This window comes from Nocardioides sp. NPDC127503 (assembly GCF_040302165.1).
GTDB lineage: Bacteria > Actinomycetota > Actinomycetes > Propionibacteriales > Nocardioidaceae > Nocardioides.
In genome coordinates this window covers 425069-441606 of the sequence record NZ_JBEORH010000002.1, presented here as the reverse complement: position 1 = coordinate 441606, position 16538 = coordinate 425069, and the positions used below count along the sequence as shown (strand labels likewise).

Below are 16538 nucleotides of genomic sequence, written 5' to 3'. Positions count from 1 at the left end.
AGCGCAGAGCCCTCCCCGCCCGGCCAATCAGGCCCCCGTCTCCTGGGCCAATCACTGGGCCAATCGGCGCCCTAACGTACGTTGCGCCGCACCCGCTTCTCGTACGCCGCGCGCGCCGCCGGGTCGACGCCCGCGAGCAGTTGCGAGGCGTTGGTGGCACGGTCGACGAAGTCCTGGAACCGGCGCGGCATCGCCTGGGTGATCTTGGTCAGGGCCTGGGCCCAGTTGGGCACCCAGACCTCGGGCCGCGGTTCGCGGATGACCGACTCGATCGCGGCCGCGACGTCCTCGGGAGTGACCGGCTTCATCCCCTTCGCCTGTGGCACCCCGTCGGCCAGCTCGGTCTGCACCACCGCCGGCAGGATGAGCGAGACGTCGACCCCGGACGGTGCCAGCTCCATCCGCAGCGCCTCCGAGAAGCCGACCACGGCGAACTTCGATGCCGAGTAGGTCGCCGCGTCCGGCACCGGCACCCGCCCGACCGCCGAGGCGACGTTGACGATGTGACCCTGACCTCGGTCGACCATCGCCGGCGCGACCGCCTTGATCCCGTTGATCGGGCCGTGCACGTTGACCTCGAAGATCGCCCGGGTGAGCGCGTCCTCCTCCTTCAGGACCGACCCGAGCGGCATGATCCCGGCGTTGTTGACCAGCACGTCCCACGGGCCCAGGTCGGCGACCGACTCGAGGAACGTGCGCCAGGAGGCGGGGTCGGTGACGTCGAGATGTGCGGCCACGACCCGCGGCCCGAGCTCGGTGGTCAGATCCTCGAGCAGATCCGGGTCCAGGTCGCCGACGGCGACCGTCGCCCCGGCGCGGGCCAGCCGCTCGACCGTGGCGCGGCCGATGCCACGGGCGCCTCCGGTGACGATGATGGAGGTTCCCTCGATCTGGCGTGTCATGACTCTCCTTCGGTGGTGCGGACCAGGCTGCGTACGGCTTTTCTGTCGGTCTTGCCCACGCTGGTGACGGGGACGGCGTCGAGGATGAGCACCTCGCGGGGGTACTTGTGCGGCGCGAGCCGTGTCTTGACGAAGGCGATCAGCTCCTCGGGGGTGGTCCGGGCGCCGGGATGGAGGGCGACCGCCGCGACCACTTCCTCGCCTCGCTGAGCGTCGGGGCGCCCGACCACCGCGGCAGCGGTGACCGCCTCGTGGGCGAGGAGCGCGTCCTCGACGTCGCGGGGGAAGACGTTGAACCCGCCCCGGATGATCAGGTCCTTGATCCGGTCGTCGACGTAGAGGTAGCCGTCGGCGTCGAAGTGGCCGATGTCGCCGGTGTGCAGCCAGCCGTCGACGACGGTGGCGGCGGTCTGGGCCGGGTCGTTCCAGTAGCCCTGCATCACTCCGGGACCACGCACCCAGATCTCGCCCTCCTCGCCCGTCGGGACGGGGGAACCGTCGGGGCCGGCGATGATCACCTCGGCGTGGGAGAGCGGCTTGCCGACGCTGCCGGGCCGCGACTCCTCGACGGTCGAGGCGGCGATGACCGCGCTCGACTCGGTGCAGCCGTAGCCCTCCAGGATGGTCACGCCGAAGGCCTCCTCCGCCTTCTCCCGCAGCGCCGGCAGCAGCGGCGCGCCGCCGCTGCCGAAGGAGCGCAGCGAGCTCAGGTCGTAGTCCTGGTAGGGCTGGTCGAGCAGCATCTGCAGCATCGAGGGGACCACCGTGCTCGACTCGATCCGATGCTCCTGGGCGAGCTCGAGCCACCCCTTGGCGTCGAACCAGCGCTGCAGCACCGAGCTCTGCGGACGCGAGGAGTGCATCCCGCTGATGACCACGATCAGGCCGTACGCATGGGAGAGCGGCAGCGGCAGCAGCCACCGTGTCGTGCCCTGGCTCTCCCCGACCCGGTGGAGGGCGTGGCCGGACTCCCACAGCCCGCGGTGGCTGAGCATCACGCCCTTGGCCCGCCCGGTGGTGCCGCCGGTGTAGAGCAGGGCCGCGAGGTCGTCGTCACCGCGAGGCGCGATATCGATCGGCTCGGCGCTCTCCAGGCTCTCGTACGTCACCGCATCGGTTCCCTCAGGGACGTCTCCGGCCACGATGACGGTGAGCTCGAGGCCCTCGGCGGCCGCCTGCACCAGCGGCAGCAGTTCGGGCGTGACGATCGCCGCGCTGGCCCCGGAGTCCTCCAGGATGTGACGTAGTTCGGGCGGGGTCTGCAGGAAGATCACCGGGGTCACCACCGCGCCGAGGCGCCACAGGGCGCGATAGCTGACGAAGACCTCGGGGGTGTTCATGGTGAGCACCACGACCCGGTCGCCGGGCTCGATCCCAAGCCCGCGCAGGCCGCCGGCGACCCGTGCGGACCGCTCGGCGATCTCCTTGGAGGTGTGCCAGGCGCCCTCGAAGAAGACCATCGGGTAATCGCCGTGACGGGCGTAGGACTCCTCGGCCAGCACCGCGAGATTGTGCTCGCCCGGCGCGCTCACCGGGCACCCAGCTTCCGCAGCGCCTTGAGCTGCCCGTTGCCGAGCTGCACGAACTTCTCGACCGTCTGCCCCTTGAACGGCCCGATCGGCCCCATCCGGGAGGCCGCGAGGGTCTGGGCGTCGGTGAACTTTCGGATCCCGTCCGCGCCGTGGCGGCGCCCGAGCCCGCTCGAACCCATGCCACCCATCCCCGCCTCGATGCTCCCGGCCGCCAGGGCGGCGCCGTCGTTGATGTTCACCGCGCCCGCGCGGATGCGGCGAGCGATCATGTCGGCCTCGCGTACGTTCTTGCTGAACACGCTCGCCGACAGCCCGGCCTCGCCCTGGTTGGCGATCCGGACCGCGTCCTCGTCGCTGTCTGCGCGGTAGAGCGCGAGGACCGGGCCGAAGGTCTCGCCCAGGCATAGGTCCATCTCGTCGGTCACGCCCTCCAGGACGGTCGGGGCGAAGGCGTACGGACCGACCTCGGCGAGCGGCTCACCACCGGCCAGAACGGTCGCGCCCTTCGCGACCGCGTCGGCGACGTGGGCGGTGACCTTGTCGAGCTGTGCCTGCGAGGCCAGCGACCCGACGTCGGCCGAGTAGTCGAAGGTCTGCCTGACGACCTGGCCCTCCGTCTCGGCGACCAGCGCCTGGCGGAAGGCGTCGTAGACGTCCTCGTGCACCACCACGCGCTCGATGTGGACGCACATCTGGCCGGTGTTGGCGAAGGCCGCCATCACCGTGCCGCGAGCGGCCTGGGCGAGGTCGGCGTCGCGGCGGACGATGAGCGGGTTCTTCCCGCCGAGCTCGAGCGAGGCGCCGATCAGCCGGCCCGCGGCGCGCTGGGCCACGATCCGCCCGGTGGCTGTCGAGCCGGTGAAGGCGATGTAGTCGACGTTGTCGATGACCGCCTCACCGGTGGCCGCGCCCGGTCCGGTGACGACCTGCCAGACGTGCTCGGGCAGTCCTGCCTCGGCCATCAGCGCCCGGGCCCACAGCAGCGTCAACGGCGCCTGCGGGTCGGCCTTGCTGATCACCGCCGCCCCGGCGAGCAGGCCCGGGATGGCGTCGCCGACCCCGAGATAGAGCGGGTAGTTCCACGGCGAGATGATCCCGACGACCTTCTTCGGCACCCGCACCTCCTTCACGGAGGTGATGCCGGGGATGGCCCCGCGAACCCGCTTGTCGGCCAGGTACGCCGGGCCGCGCCGGGCGTAGTGGCGGGCGATGGTGCCGACCTGGAGGATCTCCTGCCAGGCGTGGAAGCGGGCCTTGCCCATCTCCCACTGGATCAGGTCGAGCACCTCGTCCTGGCGCTCGACCAGCAGGTCGTGGAAGCGGAGCATGACCTCGGCGCGGTCCTGGAAGGCCAGAGTGGCCCAGTCTGGCTGGGCCGCCCGCGCCGCGGCCGCGGCCTCGGCGACGTCCGCAGTGGTGACCGACGGCACCGGGGCGGTCGGCCGGGCGTCGTACGGCGCGGTCGCGGTCAGCGTGCCGTCACCTCCGGAGACCGCGCAGGCCACCCATCGGGTCCATGAGGCGAGCCGTGCGTCGTCGATCCAGCCGGGACGTACGCTCGCGGCCTCCGTTGTCTTCGTGGTCATCGATCTCCTCAGATCCGGGTCAGATGGATGGGGTTGCCGTCCTTCGGGAACGGCAGCGAGCTGTTGTCCAGGGGCGCGCGGTAGCCGGGGGAGACGCTCCACCGGTAGTCGCGCAGGACCCGGTGCAGGATCGACTTGACCTCGAGGCCGGCGAAGTAGAGTCCGATGCACTTGTGCACCCCGCCGCCGAACGGCTCCCACGCCATCCGGTGGCTCTTGTCCTCGCGCCGGTGCGGCGCGAAGCGCTCGGGGTCGAAGACGCCCGGGTTGGTCCAGTAGTCCTCCATCATGTGGCTGTACTGGACCCCGACCATCACGCCGGTGTCGGCTGGGATCCGGACCCCGAGGAGGCTGGTCTCCTTGACGGTACGCCGCATCAGCGCGGGCACCGGGGCACGCAGCCTCAGCGCCTCCCGCATCACCAGGTCCAGGCTGGTGAGGCTCTCGATCTCTTGCATCGTCGGCGCCTCGCCGAGCGCCAGGGACTCCTCGCGGCAGCGCTGCTGCCACTGCGGATGCTGGCCGAGGTACTGGAGCATCGTCGAGGCGGTGATGGTCGAGGTGTCGTGCGCGGCCATCATCAGGAAGATCATGTGATTGACGACGTCCTCGTCGCTGAACCGCTCGCCGTCGTCGGTCTCGATGTGGCACAGCACCGAGAAGATGTCGTCGCTCGCGGTGGCTCGTTTGGCGGGGAGGTAGTGGCGCAGGAAGCCCTCCAGCACCTTCCGCCCGCGGAACGCCCGGCCCCAGCGGGTCAACGGCACATCGCCGCGTACGACACCGGCGGCCGCCTGCACGCAGGCGATGAACGCCTTGTTGACCCGGTCCATCTCGGCCCGGCTGGTCTCGGCAGCACCACCCATGAAGATGTCGGCGGCGATGTCGAGGGTGAGCTGCTTGAGCCGCGGATAGGCCTGGAACGCCAGCGCGTTGGCCCAGCCGCGCATGCCCTGCGCGATCGCCGGGTGCATCGCGGTGGTGTAGGTGGCGAGCCGGTCCCGGGTGAAGGCCTCCTGCATGATGCGGCGATGGGCGTGGTGCTCCTCGAAGTCGAGCAGCATCAGGCCGTGGTCGAAGAAGGGGCCGACGATCTGCCCCCAGGCCGGCCCGTTGGCGTACGCCTTCTCCTTGTTGCGCAGCACCGCCTCGCAGGCGTCCGGTCCGAGCACGACCACCCCGGCCTCGCCGGCGCGGAAGAACGGCGAGACCGGACCGTACGTCTCCCACTGGTGCCGGTAGAAGCCGACCGGGTCGCGTGAGTAGGCCAGCAGCCGGCCGATCCAGGGGAGGCCGCGGTCGCCGGGCGCGAGTCGTGGGACCTCGCGTAGCGCCTCGGTCGCTGTCATGGTGCCTGATCCATCGTGTCCGACCTCCCGGTCCCGAGTGACTCTGCTGAGGTTAGTCAAGTAGAACGTGTTCCCGCAGTGTTTCACGGGGCATGGATGTGGCCGGCGCGTTGTTGAGGTGTGCGTGGAGAGCTACGAATCAGTGGTGATCGGTGCCGGTCAGGCCGGTTTGTCGGCGTCCTACCACCTCAGCCGGCTGGGCGTACGCCACGTCGTGCTCGATGCCGAGCGGCGCCCCGGTGGCGCCTGGCAGCACCGCTGGGACTCGCTGACCATGCACGACGTACACGGCGTGGCCGACCTGCCCGACGGGCGGGCACCGGGGGAGTCCGGGGAGCGTGCGAACGTCGCCGTGCCGGGATGGTTCGGGACCTATGAGTCCTTGCACGACCTGCCCGTGGAGCGCCCGGTGAAGGTCGCCTCGGTGACCTCGGTCGGCGACCTGCTCGCCGTGAACTCGGCCGACGGGCGGACCTGGTTCACCCGGACGCTGATCAACGCGACCGGAACCTGGACGCGACCGTTCGTCCCGCACTACCCGGGGGCCTCGACCTTCCTCGGGGAGCAGGTGCACACCCACGACTATCCCGGTTCTGCGCACTTCCGGGGGAAGCGGGTCGCGGTGGTCGGCGGGGGAGCCTCGGCGGTGCAGTTCCTCGGCGAGCTCGCGCCGGTGACCGACGTCCTCTGGGTGACCCGGCGCGAGCCGGTCTGGCGCACCGACTTCGACGCCGAGCGTGGGCGCGAGGCGGTGGCGATGGTGGCCGAGCGGGTCGAGGCCGGCCTGCCGCCCGCGAGCGTCGTCAGCGTCACCGGTCTCTCGCTACGTCCGCAGGAGCAGGAGGCCGCGCGGCTCGGGGTCTATGGACGCCGGCTGCCTATGTTCTCCCGCATCGAGCCGGACGGGCTGCGATGGGACTCGGGGGCGTTCGAGCCGGTCGACGCGATCCTGTGGGCCACCGGGTTCCGCCCCGCCGTCACCCACCTCGCCCCGCTTCATCTGCGCAGTTCGCATGGCGGGATTCCGCTGCTGCGCGACTCCGCCGACGTCCAGACCGCCGTCACCGCTGCGTACGACCCGCGTGTCCAGCTCGTCGGCTACGGTCCCTCCGCGAGCACCATCGGGGCCAGCCGCGCCGGCCGGGCCGCGGCCCTCGCGGTCCGGCGACAGCTGGCCGAGAAGGGTCAGCTCGTGGCTCCGTGAGCCTCGATCACAGCGCGCCGAGGTCGGCGGAGATCCAGTGCTCCGGGGTGAGCCGGATCGTCACCTCGGGCGGAAAGTTCGCCGCCTGCGCCAGGTAGGCGTCGGCTGCCTCGGGAGGCAGGTAGCGCCGCGCCATCGCCTCTGATTCGCCCTCGGCGGCATCCGCGATCTGCACCGGACCCTCGATCGAGACGTACCGGACCGTCGGCTCGAGCCGCTCGACCATCAGCGTGCACCGTCCCGCGGCGCGGATCAGTCTCGTCTTCAGGGAGTCCTTGCCGGTGACGAACCATGCGTCTCCGCCGGGGGTGTAGTCGTACCAGATCGGGACGGTCAGGGGCGCTCTTCCGTCTTCTCGGGCTACTGAGAGCGCTGCGATCAGGGGCTGGGTCAGAAGCTCTTGGCGGTCTGTGAGTGGAATACCCATGCTTTCGACCGTACTTGTTGGTCAATGTGGCCGCCGATTGTTTTTCGAGGGCCTCTACGCTGTGGCCTGGCGTCCCGTGTCAGGAGGACATGTGCAGCGTGGCGAAGTCTGGTGGGTGGAGTTCGACGAGCGGCGGCTGGTCGTGCTGCTGTCGGGAGACGAGGCGTCCGGGATCCAGGTGATGCAGGTCGTCGCTCCAGCGGGTGTCGACCTCGCCGGTCTGGGCGTCGAAGTCGCAGTAGGCGCCATGGACGGACTGCCCTTGGAAGGCGTGCTTCGGTTCGCGTTGCCGCGCCCGGGCTTCACCCCGTGCACGTGGCTGACCACCCTGTCCCGCGACGACCTGATCGAGCGAGCAGGAGCCCTGTCCTCCGCGAAGCTCAGCGAGATCGAAGATGCCCTCCGTCTCGCCCAGGGAGACTGAGTGGCATGCGACGGATCGGCGTACTGGGTGGGATGAGCTGGGAGTCGACGGCGGAGTACTACCGCCTGCTCAACGAGATCACCGCGAAGCGGCTCGGCGGACTGCACTCGGCGGACCTGCTCGTACGGTCGGTCGACTTCGCGGAGATCGAGGAGATGCAGGCCGCCGGCGAGTGGGAGCGCGCGGGGGAGCGCCTTGCCGAGGAGGCGGCGACGCTCAGCGACGCCGGAGCCGAGGTGATCGTGCTGGCCACCAACACGATGCACAAGGTGGCCGGGGCGTTGGAGGAGACGTACGGGGATCGGTTCCTGCACCTCGGCGACACGACGGCGGCCGCGGTCGGGGCCGCAGGTGTCGGTCGGGTGGGGCTCCTCGGCACCGGGTTCACGATGTCGCAGCCGTTCTACGCCGACCGGCTCCGCGGTCACGGCCTCGAGGTCGTCGTCCCCACCGAGCCGGACCAGGAGACCGTCCACCGGATCATCTACGACGAGCTGTGTCTGGGGACGTTCCTGGACAGCTCCCGGCAGGCGTACCTCGAGGTCATCGACCGTCTCGTCGGCGCCGGCTGCGAGGGCGTGATCCTCGGGTGCACCGAGATCGAGCTCCTGCTGCCGATCGAGACGTACGCGGGTGTGCCGCTGTTCCCGACGACCCGGCTGCACTGCGAGGCGGCGATCGAGGCTGCCCTCAGGGCGTAGACCACTCCTCGGCGAGGATCGCGTAGGAGAGGCCGTCGAGCCAGCCGCGGGTGCGGTGCAGGGAGTCCTTGACGGTGTGCGACTCGCGTCGCATGCCGAGGCGCTCCATGAGCCGCCAGGAGGCCTCGTTGTCGGCGAAACACTCCGCGACGACCCGGCGCAGACCCAGGGGGCCGAAGCAGACGTCGAGCACGGCGCGTACGGCCTCGGTGGCGTAGCCGTTGCCCTGGTGGGCGGGGTCGATCGTCCAGCCGAGCTCGGCCTGGGTGCCGTTGGCATGCTCGCGCACCTCGGTCTGCGACCAGGGGTCGGTGATCCGCAGCATGAGGTCGCCGACGATGACACCGTCGCGCTCGATCACCAGACCGGGCCCGATGACGTCGGGGTTCTCGAAGACCTTGCGGTAGGCCTCGAGGTCCGCGAACGCGGTCGTCACCCACTCGGCCACCTCGGGAAGCCCTCGGAATGCCCAGGTCGGCTCGATGTCGGCGGGCGTCATCCGGCGGATCACCAGACGCTCGGTGCGTAGCGGCCAGTCGGCCTTCTCCAGCGGATCAGGTCGGGCGTCGATCATGCGCCTACTTTCGCATCCACCCGTTCCGGGACGCCACCGAGTTCTTCGGGCAGACCTTCGTGGCGCACGACCAGGGAGGTGACCGCACGGGTGAGGCAGACGTAGAGACGCCGGAGGCCGGTGTCGCGGTCGGGCTCGCCGGCGACGATCCCCGTGGGGTCGGAGACGACCACGTGGTCGAACTCGAGTCCCTTCGCCAGCGAGGCGGGAACGAGGTCGAGATGGGCGTCGAACTCGGTCTCCTCATCGGCCGTCACCCCGATCTCGGCGAAGGAGAGCCCGGCCTCGGTCAGCTCGGTGCGCACCGTCGCCAGCGAGGCGTCGGGCACGATCAGCCCCACCGACCCGGGGCGCTCCAGCGCAGCCTCGAGCGCCTCGATGACCGACGAGGTGGTGAAGGCGAGGTCACCGCGAGTGCGGCGCACCGCGACCGGCGGCTCGAGGTCGGGGGCGATGTGGGGGAGGAGGCGGGCCGCGTAGGCGATCACGTCGGCCGGGACCCGGAACCCACGCGTCAGCTGCTCGACATGGCCGTCGGGCTTGCCGAGGTGTGCCAGCGCATCGGCCCAGGACGAGGAGGCCCACGGCGTGGTCGCCTGGGCGAGGTCACCGAGGATCGTCAGCGACCCCGTGGTCGAGCGACGGCCGAGCGCGCGCAGCATCATCGCGGAGAGGTCCTGGGCCTCGTCGGCGACGATGTGGGCCACCGACGGAGTGCGGTCGAGGAGGTCGGCGATCTCGTCTAGGAGCACCAGGTCGGCCAGCGACCAGCGCGCCGCCCCGGCCGAGCGCGGCGGTTTCTCCCAGAGCAGGCTCGCCTGCTCCGTCTCCGAGACCAGCCCGTCAGCGACCTCTGCGAGCCATGCCGCGTCGGTGAACAGCCGAAACAGGACCCGGGTGGGCTTGAGATCGGGCCAGAGCGCGGCGGCGTAGTCCTTGACCGGCTTGGCCCGCGCGACCGCGTCGTGCACCCGGTCGTCGGGCGAGTCGCCCGAGCGCTCCATCTGCACCAGCACCCGGTGGGCCAGGGCGCGCGGGAGCAGCGCCCGGCCCGCGGCGTACCTGAGATCGTTGGCGCGCAGCCCCTCCAGCGCCTCCCGCGCCTCGTAGGTCGGCACCCGCCAGCGTCGCGAGCCGCGCGGGACGACCAGGGCATCCTCCGGCTCGCCGACGTGGGACCAGACCGCCCGACGGAGCACCTCGGCCATGCGTACGTCGCCCTTCAGCGTCGCCACCGGCGCGGCCTCCTCCGCGCGGACGGCGCCATGGATGGCGACCAGCTCCGCGATCGTCGCCTGCTTGGCCTCGATCTCGCCCAACGCGGGGAGCACGTCGCGGATGTAACGCAGGAACGAGGCGTTGGGGCCGATGATCAGAACCCCGCGCCGGGTCAGCTGGTCGCGGTGCGCGTAGAGGAGGTACGCCGCCCGGTGCAGCCCCACGGCCGTCTTCCCCGTCCCTGGCGCACCCTGCACGACGATCGTCTGCGACAGGTCGGCGCGGACCAGGACGTCCTGCTCGGGCTGGATGGTCGCGACGATGTCGCGCATCGGTCCCACGCGCGGCCGCTCGATCTCGGCCTCCAGGATCGCCGAGTGCTCCTGCCCGGGCCCGGCGTCGGTCAGCGACTCGTCCTCGAACGCCGTCAGTTCCCCGTGGGAGAACCCGTAGCGCCGTCTCCGCGCCAGCCCCATCGGCTCGGTCCGCGACGCCCGGTAGAACGGGACGCTGACCGGAGCCCGCCAGTCGACCACCATCGGGTCGCCCGCGCCGTCGGAGATGTGGCGCCGTCCGATGTGGAACGATTCCGCTCCAGCATCAGCGATCCGGTCGATGCGCCCGAAGAAGAGCGGCACCTCCGGATCGTCGGCGAGCTGCTCCAGCCGGCGCGCGAGCGTGGCGTCGAGGATCTCGGCGCTGACCCAGTTGCCGGCCGTCGAGGAGTCCAGCGACTCCACCTTCCGCCGCATCCGAGCCAGATCCTGCCGGGAGGCGGCCAGATGCTCGCGCTCGGCGTCGAGGTCGTCTATGGGCATGGCTGGTTCATCGCTTCTCCGTGGCGGCAGGGTTCGACGGGGCGTGGGGTCAAAGGCTCCAACATAGGCGACCACGGAGTGGGCGCCCAACAGGTTTATCGGGGCGTGCGTTGGGCACTGGGATGCACAATTGCTCCGTGAGCCTGTTCGATCGTTTCCGACGCCGCGGGACGCGCATGAGCCGTCCGACAGGCGAGAGCTACACCGGATCCACAAGGGTGCGCGCCGCGGACTCCACCGACCAACAGCATCTCGAGCAGTTCGTGAAGACCCGACGTGGTGTCGAGGGGTTCGTCGAGCCGCGTACGGTCGTCAGCGAGGTGACCCTGCTTCTGGTCGCGCATGACGGCGAGTGGACCCGGCGGCGGGTGCCGTCGGCGCAGTGGGCGCACAAGTTCGCCAACAAGCACCAGGTCCCGTCCTACGACGCTGCCGTGGTCGGCGTACCGCAGCGGATGCGCGACTACAACCGGCGCCAGCGCCGACAGGCGTGATCTAGTCTTTGCCGACGTGGGTGAGGACCTGATGATCTCGGCGCGCGGCTTGCGCAAGTCCTTCGGCGACTTCGAGGCGGTGCGCGGGATCGACGTGTCGGTACGCCCCGGTGTGGCCTTCGGTTTCCTGGGGCCCAACGGCGCCGGCAAGTCCTCGACGATGCGGATGATCTGCTGCGTCTCGCCGCCGAGCGGGGGAGAGCTGCGGGTCTTCGGGATGGATCCGGCCAAGGACGGGCCGAAGATCAAGGCGCGGCTCGGGGTGTGCCCGCAGGAGGACACCCTCGACGTCGAGCTCAACGTCTACGACAACCTCTTCGTCTACGGCCGCTACTTCGGGCTGCCGCGGGCCGAGGTGAAGGGACGGATCGAGGAGCTGCTCGACTTCGTCCAGCTCACCGACAAGGCCAAGGCGAAGGTCGACGACCTCTCCGGCGGCATGAAACGACGACTGACGATCGCCCGGAGCCTGATCAACCGACCCGAGATCCTGGTCCTCGACGAGCCGACCACCGGCCTGGACCCGCAGGCCCGTCACGTCATCTGGGACCGGCTCTTCCGGCTCAAGCAGGCGGGCGTGACGCTGCTGCTGACCACCCATTACATGGACGAAGCCGAGCAGCTGTGCGACGAGCTCGTCGTGATGGACCAGGGCCGGATCGTGGCCCACGGGACTCCGCTGGGACTCATCCAGCAGCACTCCACCCGTGAGGTCGCCGAGCTGCGCTTCGGCGTCGGTGAGCACGAGGCGCTGGCTGCCAAGGTCGAGGACCTCGCCGAGCGGGTCGAGGTGCTGCCCGACCGGCTGCTGCTCTACAGCGACGACGGCGAGGCGGTCATCGAGGCCGTCCACAGCCGCGACCTGTCGCCGGTGGCCACCCTGGTGCGGCGCTCCTCGCTCGAGGACGTCTTCCTGCACCTGACCGGCCGGACCCTGGTGGACTGATGACCGACTACGCCGACTCGGGGCCGGCGACCCCGCCGACCGCGCCCGCGGGGCTGGTCTCCGGGGCGCTGCGGATGGGCGACTACTGGCTCACCGTCCTGGCGCGCACCTGGAAGGGCGGGGTGATCACGACCTTCGTGACGCCGTTCTTCTACGTGCTGGCGCTGGGCGTGCTGCTCGGCGGCTTCGTGAAGGCGGATCCGGCCACCCTGGAGGGCGCCGACTCCTATCTGGCGTTCGTCGCACCGGGGATGGTCGCGGCCCACGCGATGACGATCGCCTTCTCCGAGATGACCTACCCGGTCTACGGGATGGTCAAGTGGCAGCGGATCTACTTCTCGATGATCGCCTCGCCGCTGACCGCCTCCCACATCGTGCTGGCCCAGCTGGGCTTCCTGATGCTGCGTACGTTGTTCGCCTGCGGCGTCTTCCTGCTGGTCCTGGCCCCTTTCGGGGTCTTCGAGACGTGGTGGGGCGTGCTGGCGGCGTGGCTCGTGCAGGGGCTGGTCGTGCTGGCCTTCGCGACGCCGGTGCTGCTGTTCTCGCTCTCGATCAAGGGCGAGGAGTCCTTCGCGCTGATCTTCCGGCTGGGGATGATCCCGCTGACGCTCTTCTCCGGCACGTTCTTCCCGGTCGCCAACCTCGGGCCGGTGCTGGAGAAGGTCGCGATGGCCTCGCCGCTGTGGCAGGGCGTCAACCTGACCCGGATGCTCGCGCTGGGCGAGATCGACTGGGCGCTGGCCGCCGTCCACGTCGGCTATCTCGGGCTGCTCGCGGGCGTCTGCTGGTGGCTCGCGGTGCGCAAGCTGGGCGAGAGGCTGGTCTCCTGACATGGCACTCTTCACTGCCGCCGTGGGCGCCACCGTCGCCCGGCCGCTGCGGGGCGGCGAGGCCGCCCGGCTGCTGCTGTGGCGCAACATCCTGGTCTACCGGCGCGCCTGGCTGGTCTTCATCACCGGCTTCCTGGAGCCCGTCTTCTACCTGTTCTCGATCGGCATCGGCGTGGGCGCGATGGTGGTCGGCTTCGAGTACGCCGGCAAGCCGGTCGACTACCGCGAGTTCGTCGCGCCCGGGATGATCGCGGCCTCGGCGATGAACGGGTCGCTGCTGGATGCGACGTTCAACTTCTTCTTCAAGCTGAAGTACAACAAGCTCTACGACCAGATGCTGGCCACCCCGCTGCGTACGGCCGACATCGCGGTCGGCGAGATCCTCTGGAACCAGCTTCGCAGCGGGATCTACGTGACCGCGTTCCTGCTGATCATGGTCGCGATGGACCTGGTCCACTCCTGGTGGGCGCTGCTGGTGGTGCCGGCGGCGCTGCTCATCGGGTCGGCCTTCGGGGCCGTGGGCATGGCGCTGACGACGTACATGACCTCCTGGCAGGACTTCGAGAAGGTCACCCTCGCGATGATGCCGATGTTCCTGTTCAGCGCGACGTTCTTTCCGGTGACGGCCTATCCGGAGTGGCTGCGCTGGATCGTGGAGGTCACGCCGCTCTACCGCGGCGTCGTGCTGTGTCGCGAGCTGACGCTCGGGGTGCCGTCGTGGGGCTCGCTGGTCTCGGTGGTCTACCTGCTCGCTTTCGGGGCGGTCGGGCTCATCGTCGTGCGCCGCCGGCTCGACTCCCTACTCCTCACCTGAGCGGCAGCAACTCGCGTCTCAAAGGCAGGATCTCCCTCGTGGCGGCCCTGGCTGGCCGTCAAGATTGATCCATGACTTATGACGCGATCCAGCCGGACACCAAGGACTGGACCTGGGTCCTCGACCGGCCCTGCCCGGAGTGCGGCTTCGTCGCCGGGGCCGTGACCGCGGACCAGCTCCCCGAGATCGTGCGGGACAACGCGACCTACTGGGAGATCTACCTCGCCGCCGACAACGCCCGCGACCGCCCTCAGCCGGGGGTGTGGTCGGTGCTGGAGTACGGAGCACACGTACGCGACGTCCACCGCGTCTTCGGCGAGCGGCTGCAGCAGATGCTGACCGAGGACGAGCCGCAATTCGCCAACTGGGACCAGGATGTGGCCGCCAGTGAGGGCGACTATGCGAGCCAGGACCCGGTCGTCGTCGCCGAGCAGTTGATGGACGCCGCCGACGAGATCGCCACGATCTACGAGAAGGTGCCGCCGGACGCGTGGGGTCGTCGCGGGACCCGGTCCAACGGCGACGTGTTCAGCGTCGAGTCGCTGGGCCGCTACCACCTCCACGACGTCGTCCACCACCTGTGGGACGTACGCTCGGCCGCCAAGCAGGCGACCGTCGCCGCCTACGACGCCAGCGTCGCGACGTACGTCCAGGGCAGCTCGTTCTCCGAGGAGAACCGTTCGGTCCTGGACAGGTTCCTGGCCGCGCTCGAGCCCGGCGACCACGTGCTCGAGATCGGCACCGGGCCCGGCCACGACGCGAAGGCCCTCGAGGCCGGGGGAGTACGGGTCCGGCGCACCGACATCAGCGAGGGGTTCGTGGCGCACCTGCGCAAGCAGGGGTACGCCGCTGCCTGCCTGGACCCGCTGACCGACGACCTCCGCGACCCGGTGCACCCCGACGTTCCCTATGCCGCGGTCTGGGCCTCGGCGACGCTGCTGCACGTGGCGCGTGACGACATCGGGACGGTGCTCGCCCGGCTTGCCGAGGTGACCCGCCCCGGCGGTGCGCTGCACGTGTCGCTGAAGGAGGGCGACGGCGAGGAGTGGACCAACCGCGGTCGCGTCGAGGCGCCCCGCCTCTTCGTCTACTGGCGCGAGCCCGCGCTCCGGGCGGCGCTGGACGAGGCGGGCTGGGAGGTGCTCGAGGTGGGGCACGCCGACGGACGTCTCGGCGAGGTCTGGCTCGACGTCCTCGCCCGCCGGCGCACCTGAGCCAGAGACTGGGCCTGAGTAGCATTCGAGACGATGAGACACACGGAGTTCTGGTCCCGGATGGATGAGGCGCTCGGCGCGGGCTACGCGCGAGCGTGGGCCCGCCAGTTCGTCATGGGCGAGCTGGGCGGGCGCACCGCCCAGGAGGCGCTCGACGACGGGGTTCCGCCCAAAGAGGTCTGGGCCGCGGTCTGGAATGCCCTGGAGCTGCCGGCGCGTGAGCGGTGACAGTGCTCGCACCGGGCTCGGTGGCCGCGGTCCAGAAGCGCACCATCCTCACCCTGGTCGCCACCCAGGCGGTCGGGGCGATGGGCATCACCATCGGCATCGCGACCGCGTCCCTGCTGGCACGCGACCTGTCCGGCTCGGAGTCGATGGCGGGTCTCTCCCAGACGACCCAGGTGCTCGGCGCCGCCGTCGCTGCGTACGTCCTGGGGCGGGTCATGGACGCGCGCGGGCGCCGATTCGGGCTGCTGGCCGGCTACCTGCTCGGGGCGGCCGGTGGGCTGCTGGCGGTGCTGGCGGGCGTGGTCGGCTCGATGACACTGCTGCTGGTCGGCGCGGTGCTGCTGGGCGCGACCACCGCGGCGAACAACGGCGCGCGCTACGCGGCCACCGACCTGGCCCCTGCCAGGAGCCGTGCGCGAGCGCTGTCGGTCGTGGTCTGGGCGACGACGTTCGGTGCGGTGATCGGCCCCAACCTGACCGGCGTCGCCGAGATCTTCTCTGAAGCCGTCGGGATCCCTGTCCTGACCGGGCCGTTCGCGATCGGGTCGATGGCGATGCTGGCCGCCGCGCTGGTGGTCGGGGTCTTCCTGCGGCCTGACCCGCTGCTGGTCGCCCGGGAGGGTGCTCCGGTCACGGAGAAGGCGAAGGGCACGAGCTGGCGCCGGGCGATCGCGGTGATCCGGGAGCGCCCCGCGCTGGCGGCGGCGGTCGTCGGGCAGGCGGCGGCCCACGCCACGATGGTGGCGGTGATGGTGATGACGCCGCTCCACATGGAGCACGGCGGCGCCGGCCTGGAGGTCATCGGACTGGTGATCAGCGGGCACGTCCTGGGCATGTTCGCCTTCGCGCCTATCGCCGGCTGGCTCGCCGACCGCATCGGCCGGGCCGACGTGATGGCGCTCGGCGGCGGAGTGCTCCTGGTGTCCCTGGTCCTGTGTGCCGCGGCGCCGCAGGGCAGCTCGGGGCGGATCTTCGTCGGGCTCTTCCTGCTCGGCCTCGGCTGGTCGCTGGCCACGATCGCGGCGGCCACCTCGGTCGCTGACCACACCCCGCTCGAGGTTCGCGCCGACGTCCAGGGCACCGCCGACCTGATCATGGGCGTCTCCGCTGCCGCCGCCGGGGCGGTCTCGGGCGTCGTCGTCGACCTGGCCGGATATCCGGCACTCGCGCTCGCCACGATCCTGCTGGTCATGGTGCTGTTCGGAGCTGCGTACGTGGTTCGTCGGTCCGCCGACGCGCCCGCCTGACGGGCAGGGCCGTTGGGCGGCCCTGCCCGT

At 70.6% G+C, this 16538-nt stretch carries 17 protein-coding genes; 10 read left to right on the top strand and 7 right to left on the bottom strand.

Going from position 1 to position 16538, the window contains the following annotated elements:
* Positions 1–71 precede the first annotated feature (71 nt).
* From ABTW65_RS06160 to ABTW65_RS06145, 4 genes are read right to left on the bottom strand one after another with little or no spacing between them, the layout of a single operon-like run.
* Complete coding sequence (locus ABTW65_RS06160; RefSeq protein WP_350659070.1) at positions 72–902, bottom strand: SDR family oxidoreductase; 831 nt, start codon at positions 900–902, stop codon at positions 72–74.
* Positions 899–2434, bottom strand: a complete 1536-nt coding sequence (locus ABTW65_RS06155) for a class I adenylate-forming enzyme family protein (protein WP_350659069.1) — start codon at positions 2432–2434, stop codon at positions 899–901. The genes ABTW65_RS06160 and ABTW65_RS06155 overlap by 4 nt, the downstream gene beginning before the upstream one ends.
* Complete coding sequence (locus tag ABTW65_RS06150) at positions 2431–4020, bottom strand: succinic semialdehyde dehydrogenase (RefSeq protein WP_350659068.1); 1590 nt, start codon at positions 4018–4020, stop codon at positions 2431–2433. The genes ABTW65_RS06155 and ABTW65_RS06150 overlap by 4 nt, the downstream gene beginning before the upstream one ends.
* An 8-nt stretch (positions 4021–4028) precedes the next feature.
* Positions 4029–5369 carry a cytochrome P450 gene (locus ABTW65_RS06145; RefSeq protein ID WP_350659067.1) on the bottom strand — a complete coding sequence of 447 codons (1341 nt, stop codon included), beginning with the start codon at positions 5367–5369 and terminating at the stop codon, positions 4029–4031.
* Between the two features lie 124 nt (positions 5370–5493).
* Between ABTW65_RS06145 and ABTW65_RS06140 the strand changes: the two genes are divergently transcribed.
* Positions 5494–6573, top strand: a complete 1080-nt coding sequence (locus ABTW65_RS06140; RefSeq protein ID WP_350659066.1) for an NAD(P)-binding domain-containing protein — start codon at positions 5494–5496, stop codon at positions 6571–6573.
* 7 nt (positions 6574–6580) lie between these two features.
* Here ABTW65_RS06140 and ABTW65_RS06135 read toward each other — a convergent pair whose 3' ends face one another.
* Positions 6581–7000, bottom strand: a complete 420-nt coding sequence (locus tag ABTW65_RS06135) for a pyridoxamine 5'-phosphate oxidase family protein (protein WP_350659065.1) — start codon at positions 6998–7000, stop codon at positions 6581–6583.
* A gap of 91 nt (positions 7001–7091) precedes the next feature.
* Here ABTW65_RS06135 and ABTW65_RS06130 point away from each other — a divergent pair, with 91 nt between their 5' ends.
* Positions 7092–7424 carry a type II toxin-antitoxin system PemK/MazF family toxin gene (locus tag ABTW65_RS06130; protein WP_350659064.1) on the top strand — a complete coding sequence of 111 codons (333 nt, stop codon included), beginning with the start codon at positions 7092–7094 and terminating at the stop codon, positions 7422–7424.
* A 5-nt stretch (positions 7425–7429) separates the two neighbouring features.
* Positions 7430–8125: an aspartate/glutamate racemase family protein gene (locus ABTW65_RS06125; RefSeq protein WP_350659062.1), complete on the top strand. Its 696-nt coding sequence runs from the start codon at positions 7430–7432 to the stop codon at positions 8123–8125.
* Here the strand turns inward: ABTW65_RS06125 and ABTW65_RS06120 are convergent.
* Both ABTW65_RS06120 and ABTW65_RS06115 read right to left on the bottom strand, forming a co-directional pair.
* Positions 8115–8699, bottom strand: a complete 585-nt coding sequence (locus ABTW65_RS06120) for a GNAT family N-acetyltransferase (protein WP_350659061.1) — start codon at positions 8697–8699, stop codon at positions 8115–8117. The genes ABTW65_RS06125 and ABTW65_RS06120 overlap by 11 nt on opposite strands.
* Positions 8696–10735 carry a HelD family protein gene (locus ABTW65_RS06115; RefSeq protein ID WP_350659060.1) on the bottom strand — a complete coding sequence of 680 codons (2040 nt, stop codon included), beginning with the start codon at positions 10733–10735 and terminating at the stop codon, positions 8696–8698. Before ABTW65_RS06115 ends, ABTW65_RS06120 begins: the two co-directional genes overlap by 4 nt.
* A 176-nt stretch (positions 10736–10911) precedes the next feature.
* Here ABTW65_RS06115 and ABTW65_RS06110 point away from each other — a divergent pair, with 176 nt between their 5' ends.
* The 7 genes from ABTW65_RS06110 (at position 10912) to ABTW65_RS06080 (ending at position 16508) form a co-directional block, all read left to right on the top strand.
* Entirely contained in the window at positions 10912–11229 is a 318-nt protein-coding gene (locus ABTW65_RS06110) for a hypothetical protein (RefSeq protein ID WP_350659059.1), read from the top strand.
* A 16-nt stretch (positions 11230–11245) separates the two neighbouring features.
* Positions 11246–12175 carry an ABC transporter ATP-binding protein gene (locus tag ABTW65_RS06105; protein ID WP_256328383.1) on the top strand — a complete coding sequence of 310 codons (930 nt, stop codon included), beginning with the start codon at positions 11246–11248 and terminating at the stop codon, positions 12173–12175.
* A complete protein-coding gene (locus ABTW65_RS06100) occupies positions 12175–13005 on the top strand; it encodes an ABC transporter permease (RefSeq protein ID WP_350659058.1) in 831 nt (276 codons plus the stop codon). Before ABTW65_RS06105 ends, ABTW65_RS06100 begins: the two co-directional genes overlap by 1 nt.
* 1 nt (position 13006) lies before the next feature.
* Entirely contained in the window at positions 13007–13819 is an 813-nt protein-coding gene (locus ABTW65_RS06095; RefSeq protein WP_350659057.1) for an ABC transporter permease, read from the top strand.
* A gap of 71 nt (positions 13820–13890) precedes the next feature.
* Positions 13891–15033 (top strand): methyltransferase domain-containing protein, encoded by a 1143-nt coding sequence (locus tag ABTW65_RS06090; protein ID WP_350659056.1) that lies wholly within the window; start codon positions 13891–13893, stop codon positions 15031–15033.
* A gap of 33 nt (positions 15034–15066) precedes the next feature.
* Positions 15067–15261 carry a DUF3046 domain-containing protein gene (locus tag ABTW65_RS06085; protein ID WP_350659055.1) on the top strand — a complete coding sequence of 65 codons (195 nt, stop codon included), beginning with the start codon at positions 15067–15069 and terminating at the stop codon, positions 15259–15261.
* Positions 15258–16508 carry an MFS transporter gene (locus tag ABTW65_RS06080; RefSeq protein WP_350659054.1) on the top strand — a complete coding sequence of 417 codons (1251 nt, stop codon included), beginning with the start codon at positions 15258–15260 and terminating at the stop codon, positions 16506–16508. The genes ABTW65_RS06085 and ABTW65_RS06080 overlap by 4 nt, the downstream gene beginning before the upstream one ends.
* The last annotated feature ends 30 nt before the right edge of the window (positions 16509–16538 follow it).

Bases quoted from the DNA above. Each gene is read 5' to 3' on its own strand.
- ABTW65_RS06160 (WP_350659070.1), bottom strand. From the start codon at position 902: ATGACACGCCAGATCGAGGGAACCTCCATCATCGTCACCGGAGGCGCC.
- ABTW65_RS06150 (WP_350659068.1), bottom strand. From the start codon at position 4,020: ATGACCACGAAGACAACGGAGGCCGCGAGCGTACGTCCCGGCTGGATC.
- ABTW65_RS06145 (WP_350659067.1), bottom strand. From the start codon at position 5,369: ATGACAGCGACCGAGGCGCTACGCGAGGTCCCACGACTCGCGCCCGGC.
- ABTW65_RS06135 (WP_350659065.1), bottom strand. From the start codon at position 7,000: ATGGGTATTCCACTCACAGACCGCCAAGAGCTTCTGACCCAGCCCCTG.
- ABTW65_RS06125 (WP_350659062.1), top strand. From the start codon at position 7,430: ATGCGACGGATCGGCGTACTGGGTGGGATGAGCTGGGAGTCGACGGCG.
- ABTW65_RS06120 (WP_350659061.1), bottom strand. From the start codon at position 8,699: ATGATCGACGCCCGACCTGATCCGCTGGAGAAGGCCGACTGGCCGCTA.
- ABTW65_RS06115 (WP_350659060.1), bottom strand. From the start codon at position 10,735: ATGCCCATAGACGACCTCGACGCCGAGCGCGAGCATCTGGCCGCCTCC.
- ABTW65_RS06110 (WP_350659059.1), top strand. From the start codon at position 10,912: ATGAGCCGTCCGACAGGCGAGAGCTACACCGGATCCACAAGGGTGCGC.
- ABTW65_RS06100 (WP_350659058.1), top strand. From the start codon at position 12,175: ATGACCGACTACGCCGACTCGGGGCCGGCGACCCCGCCGACCGCGCCC.
- ABTW65_RS06095 (WP_350659057.1), top strand. From the start codon at position 13,007: ATGGCACTCTTCACTGCCGCCGTGGGCGCCACCGTCGCCCGGCCGCTG.
- ABTW65_RS06090 (WP_350659056.1), top strand. From the start codon at position 13,891: ATGACTTATGACGCGATCCAGCCGGACACCAAGGACTGGACCTGGGTC.
- ABTW65_RS06085 (WP_350659055.1), top strand. From the start codon at position 15,067: ATGAGACACACGGAGTTCTGGTCCCGGATGGATGAGGCGCTCGGCGCG.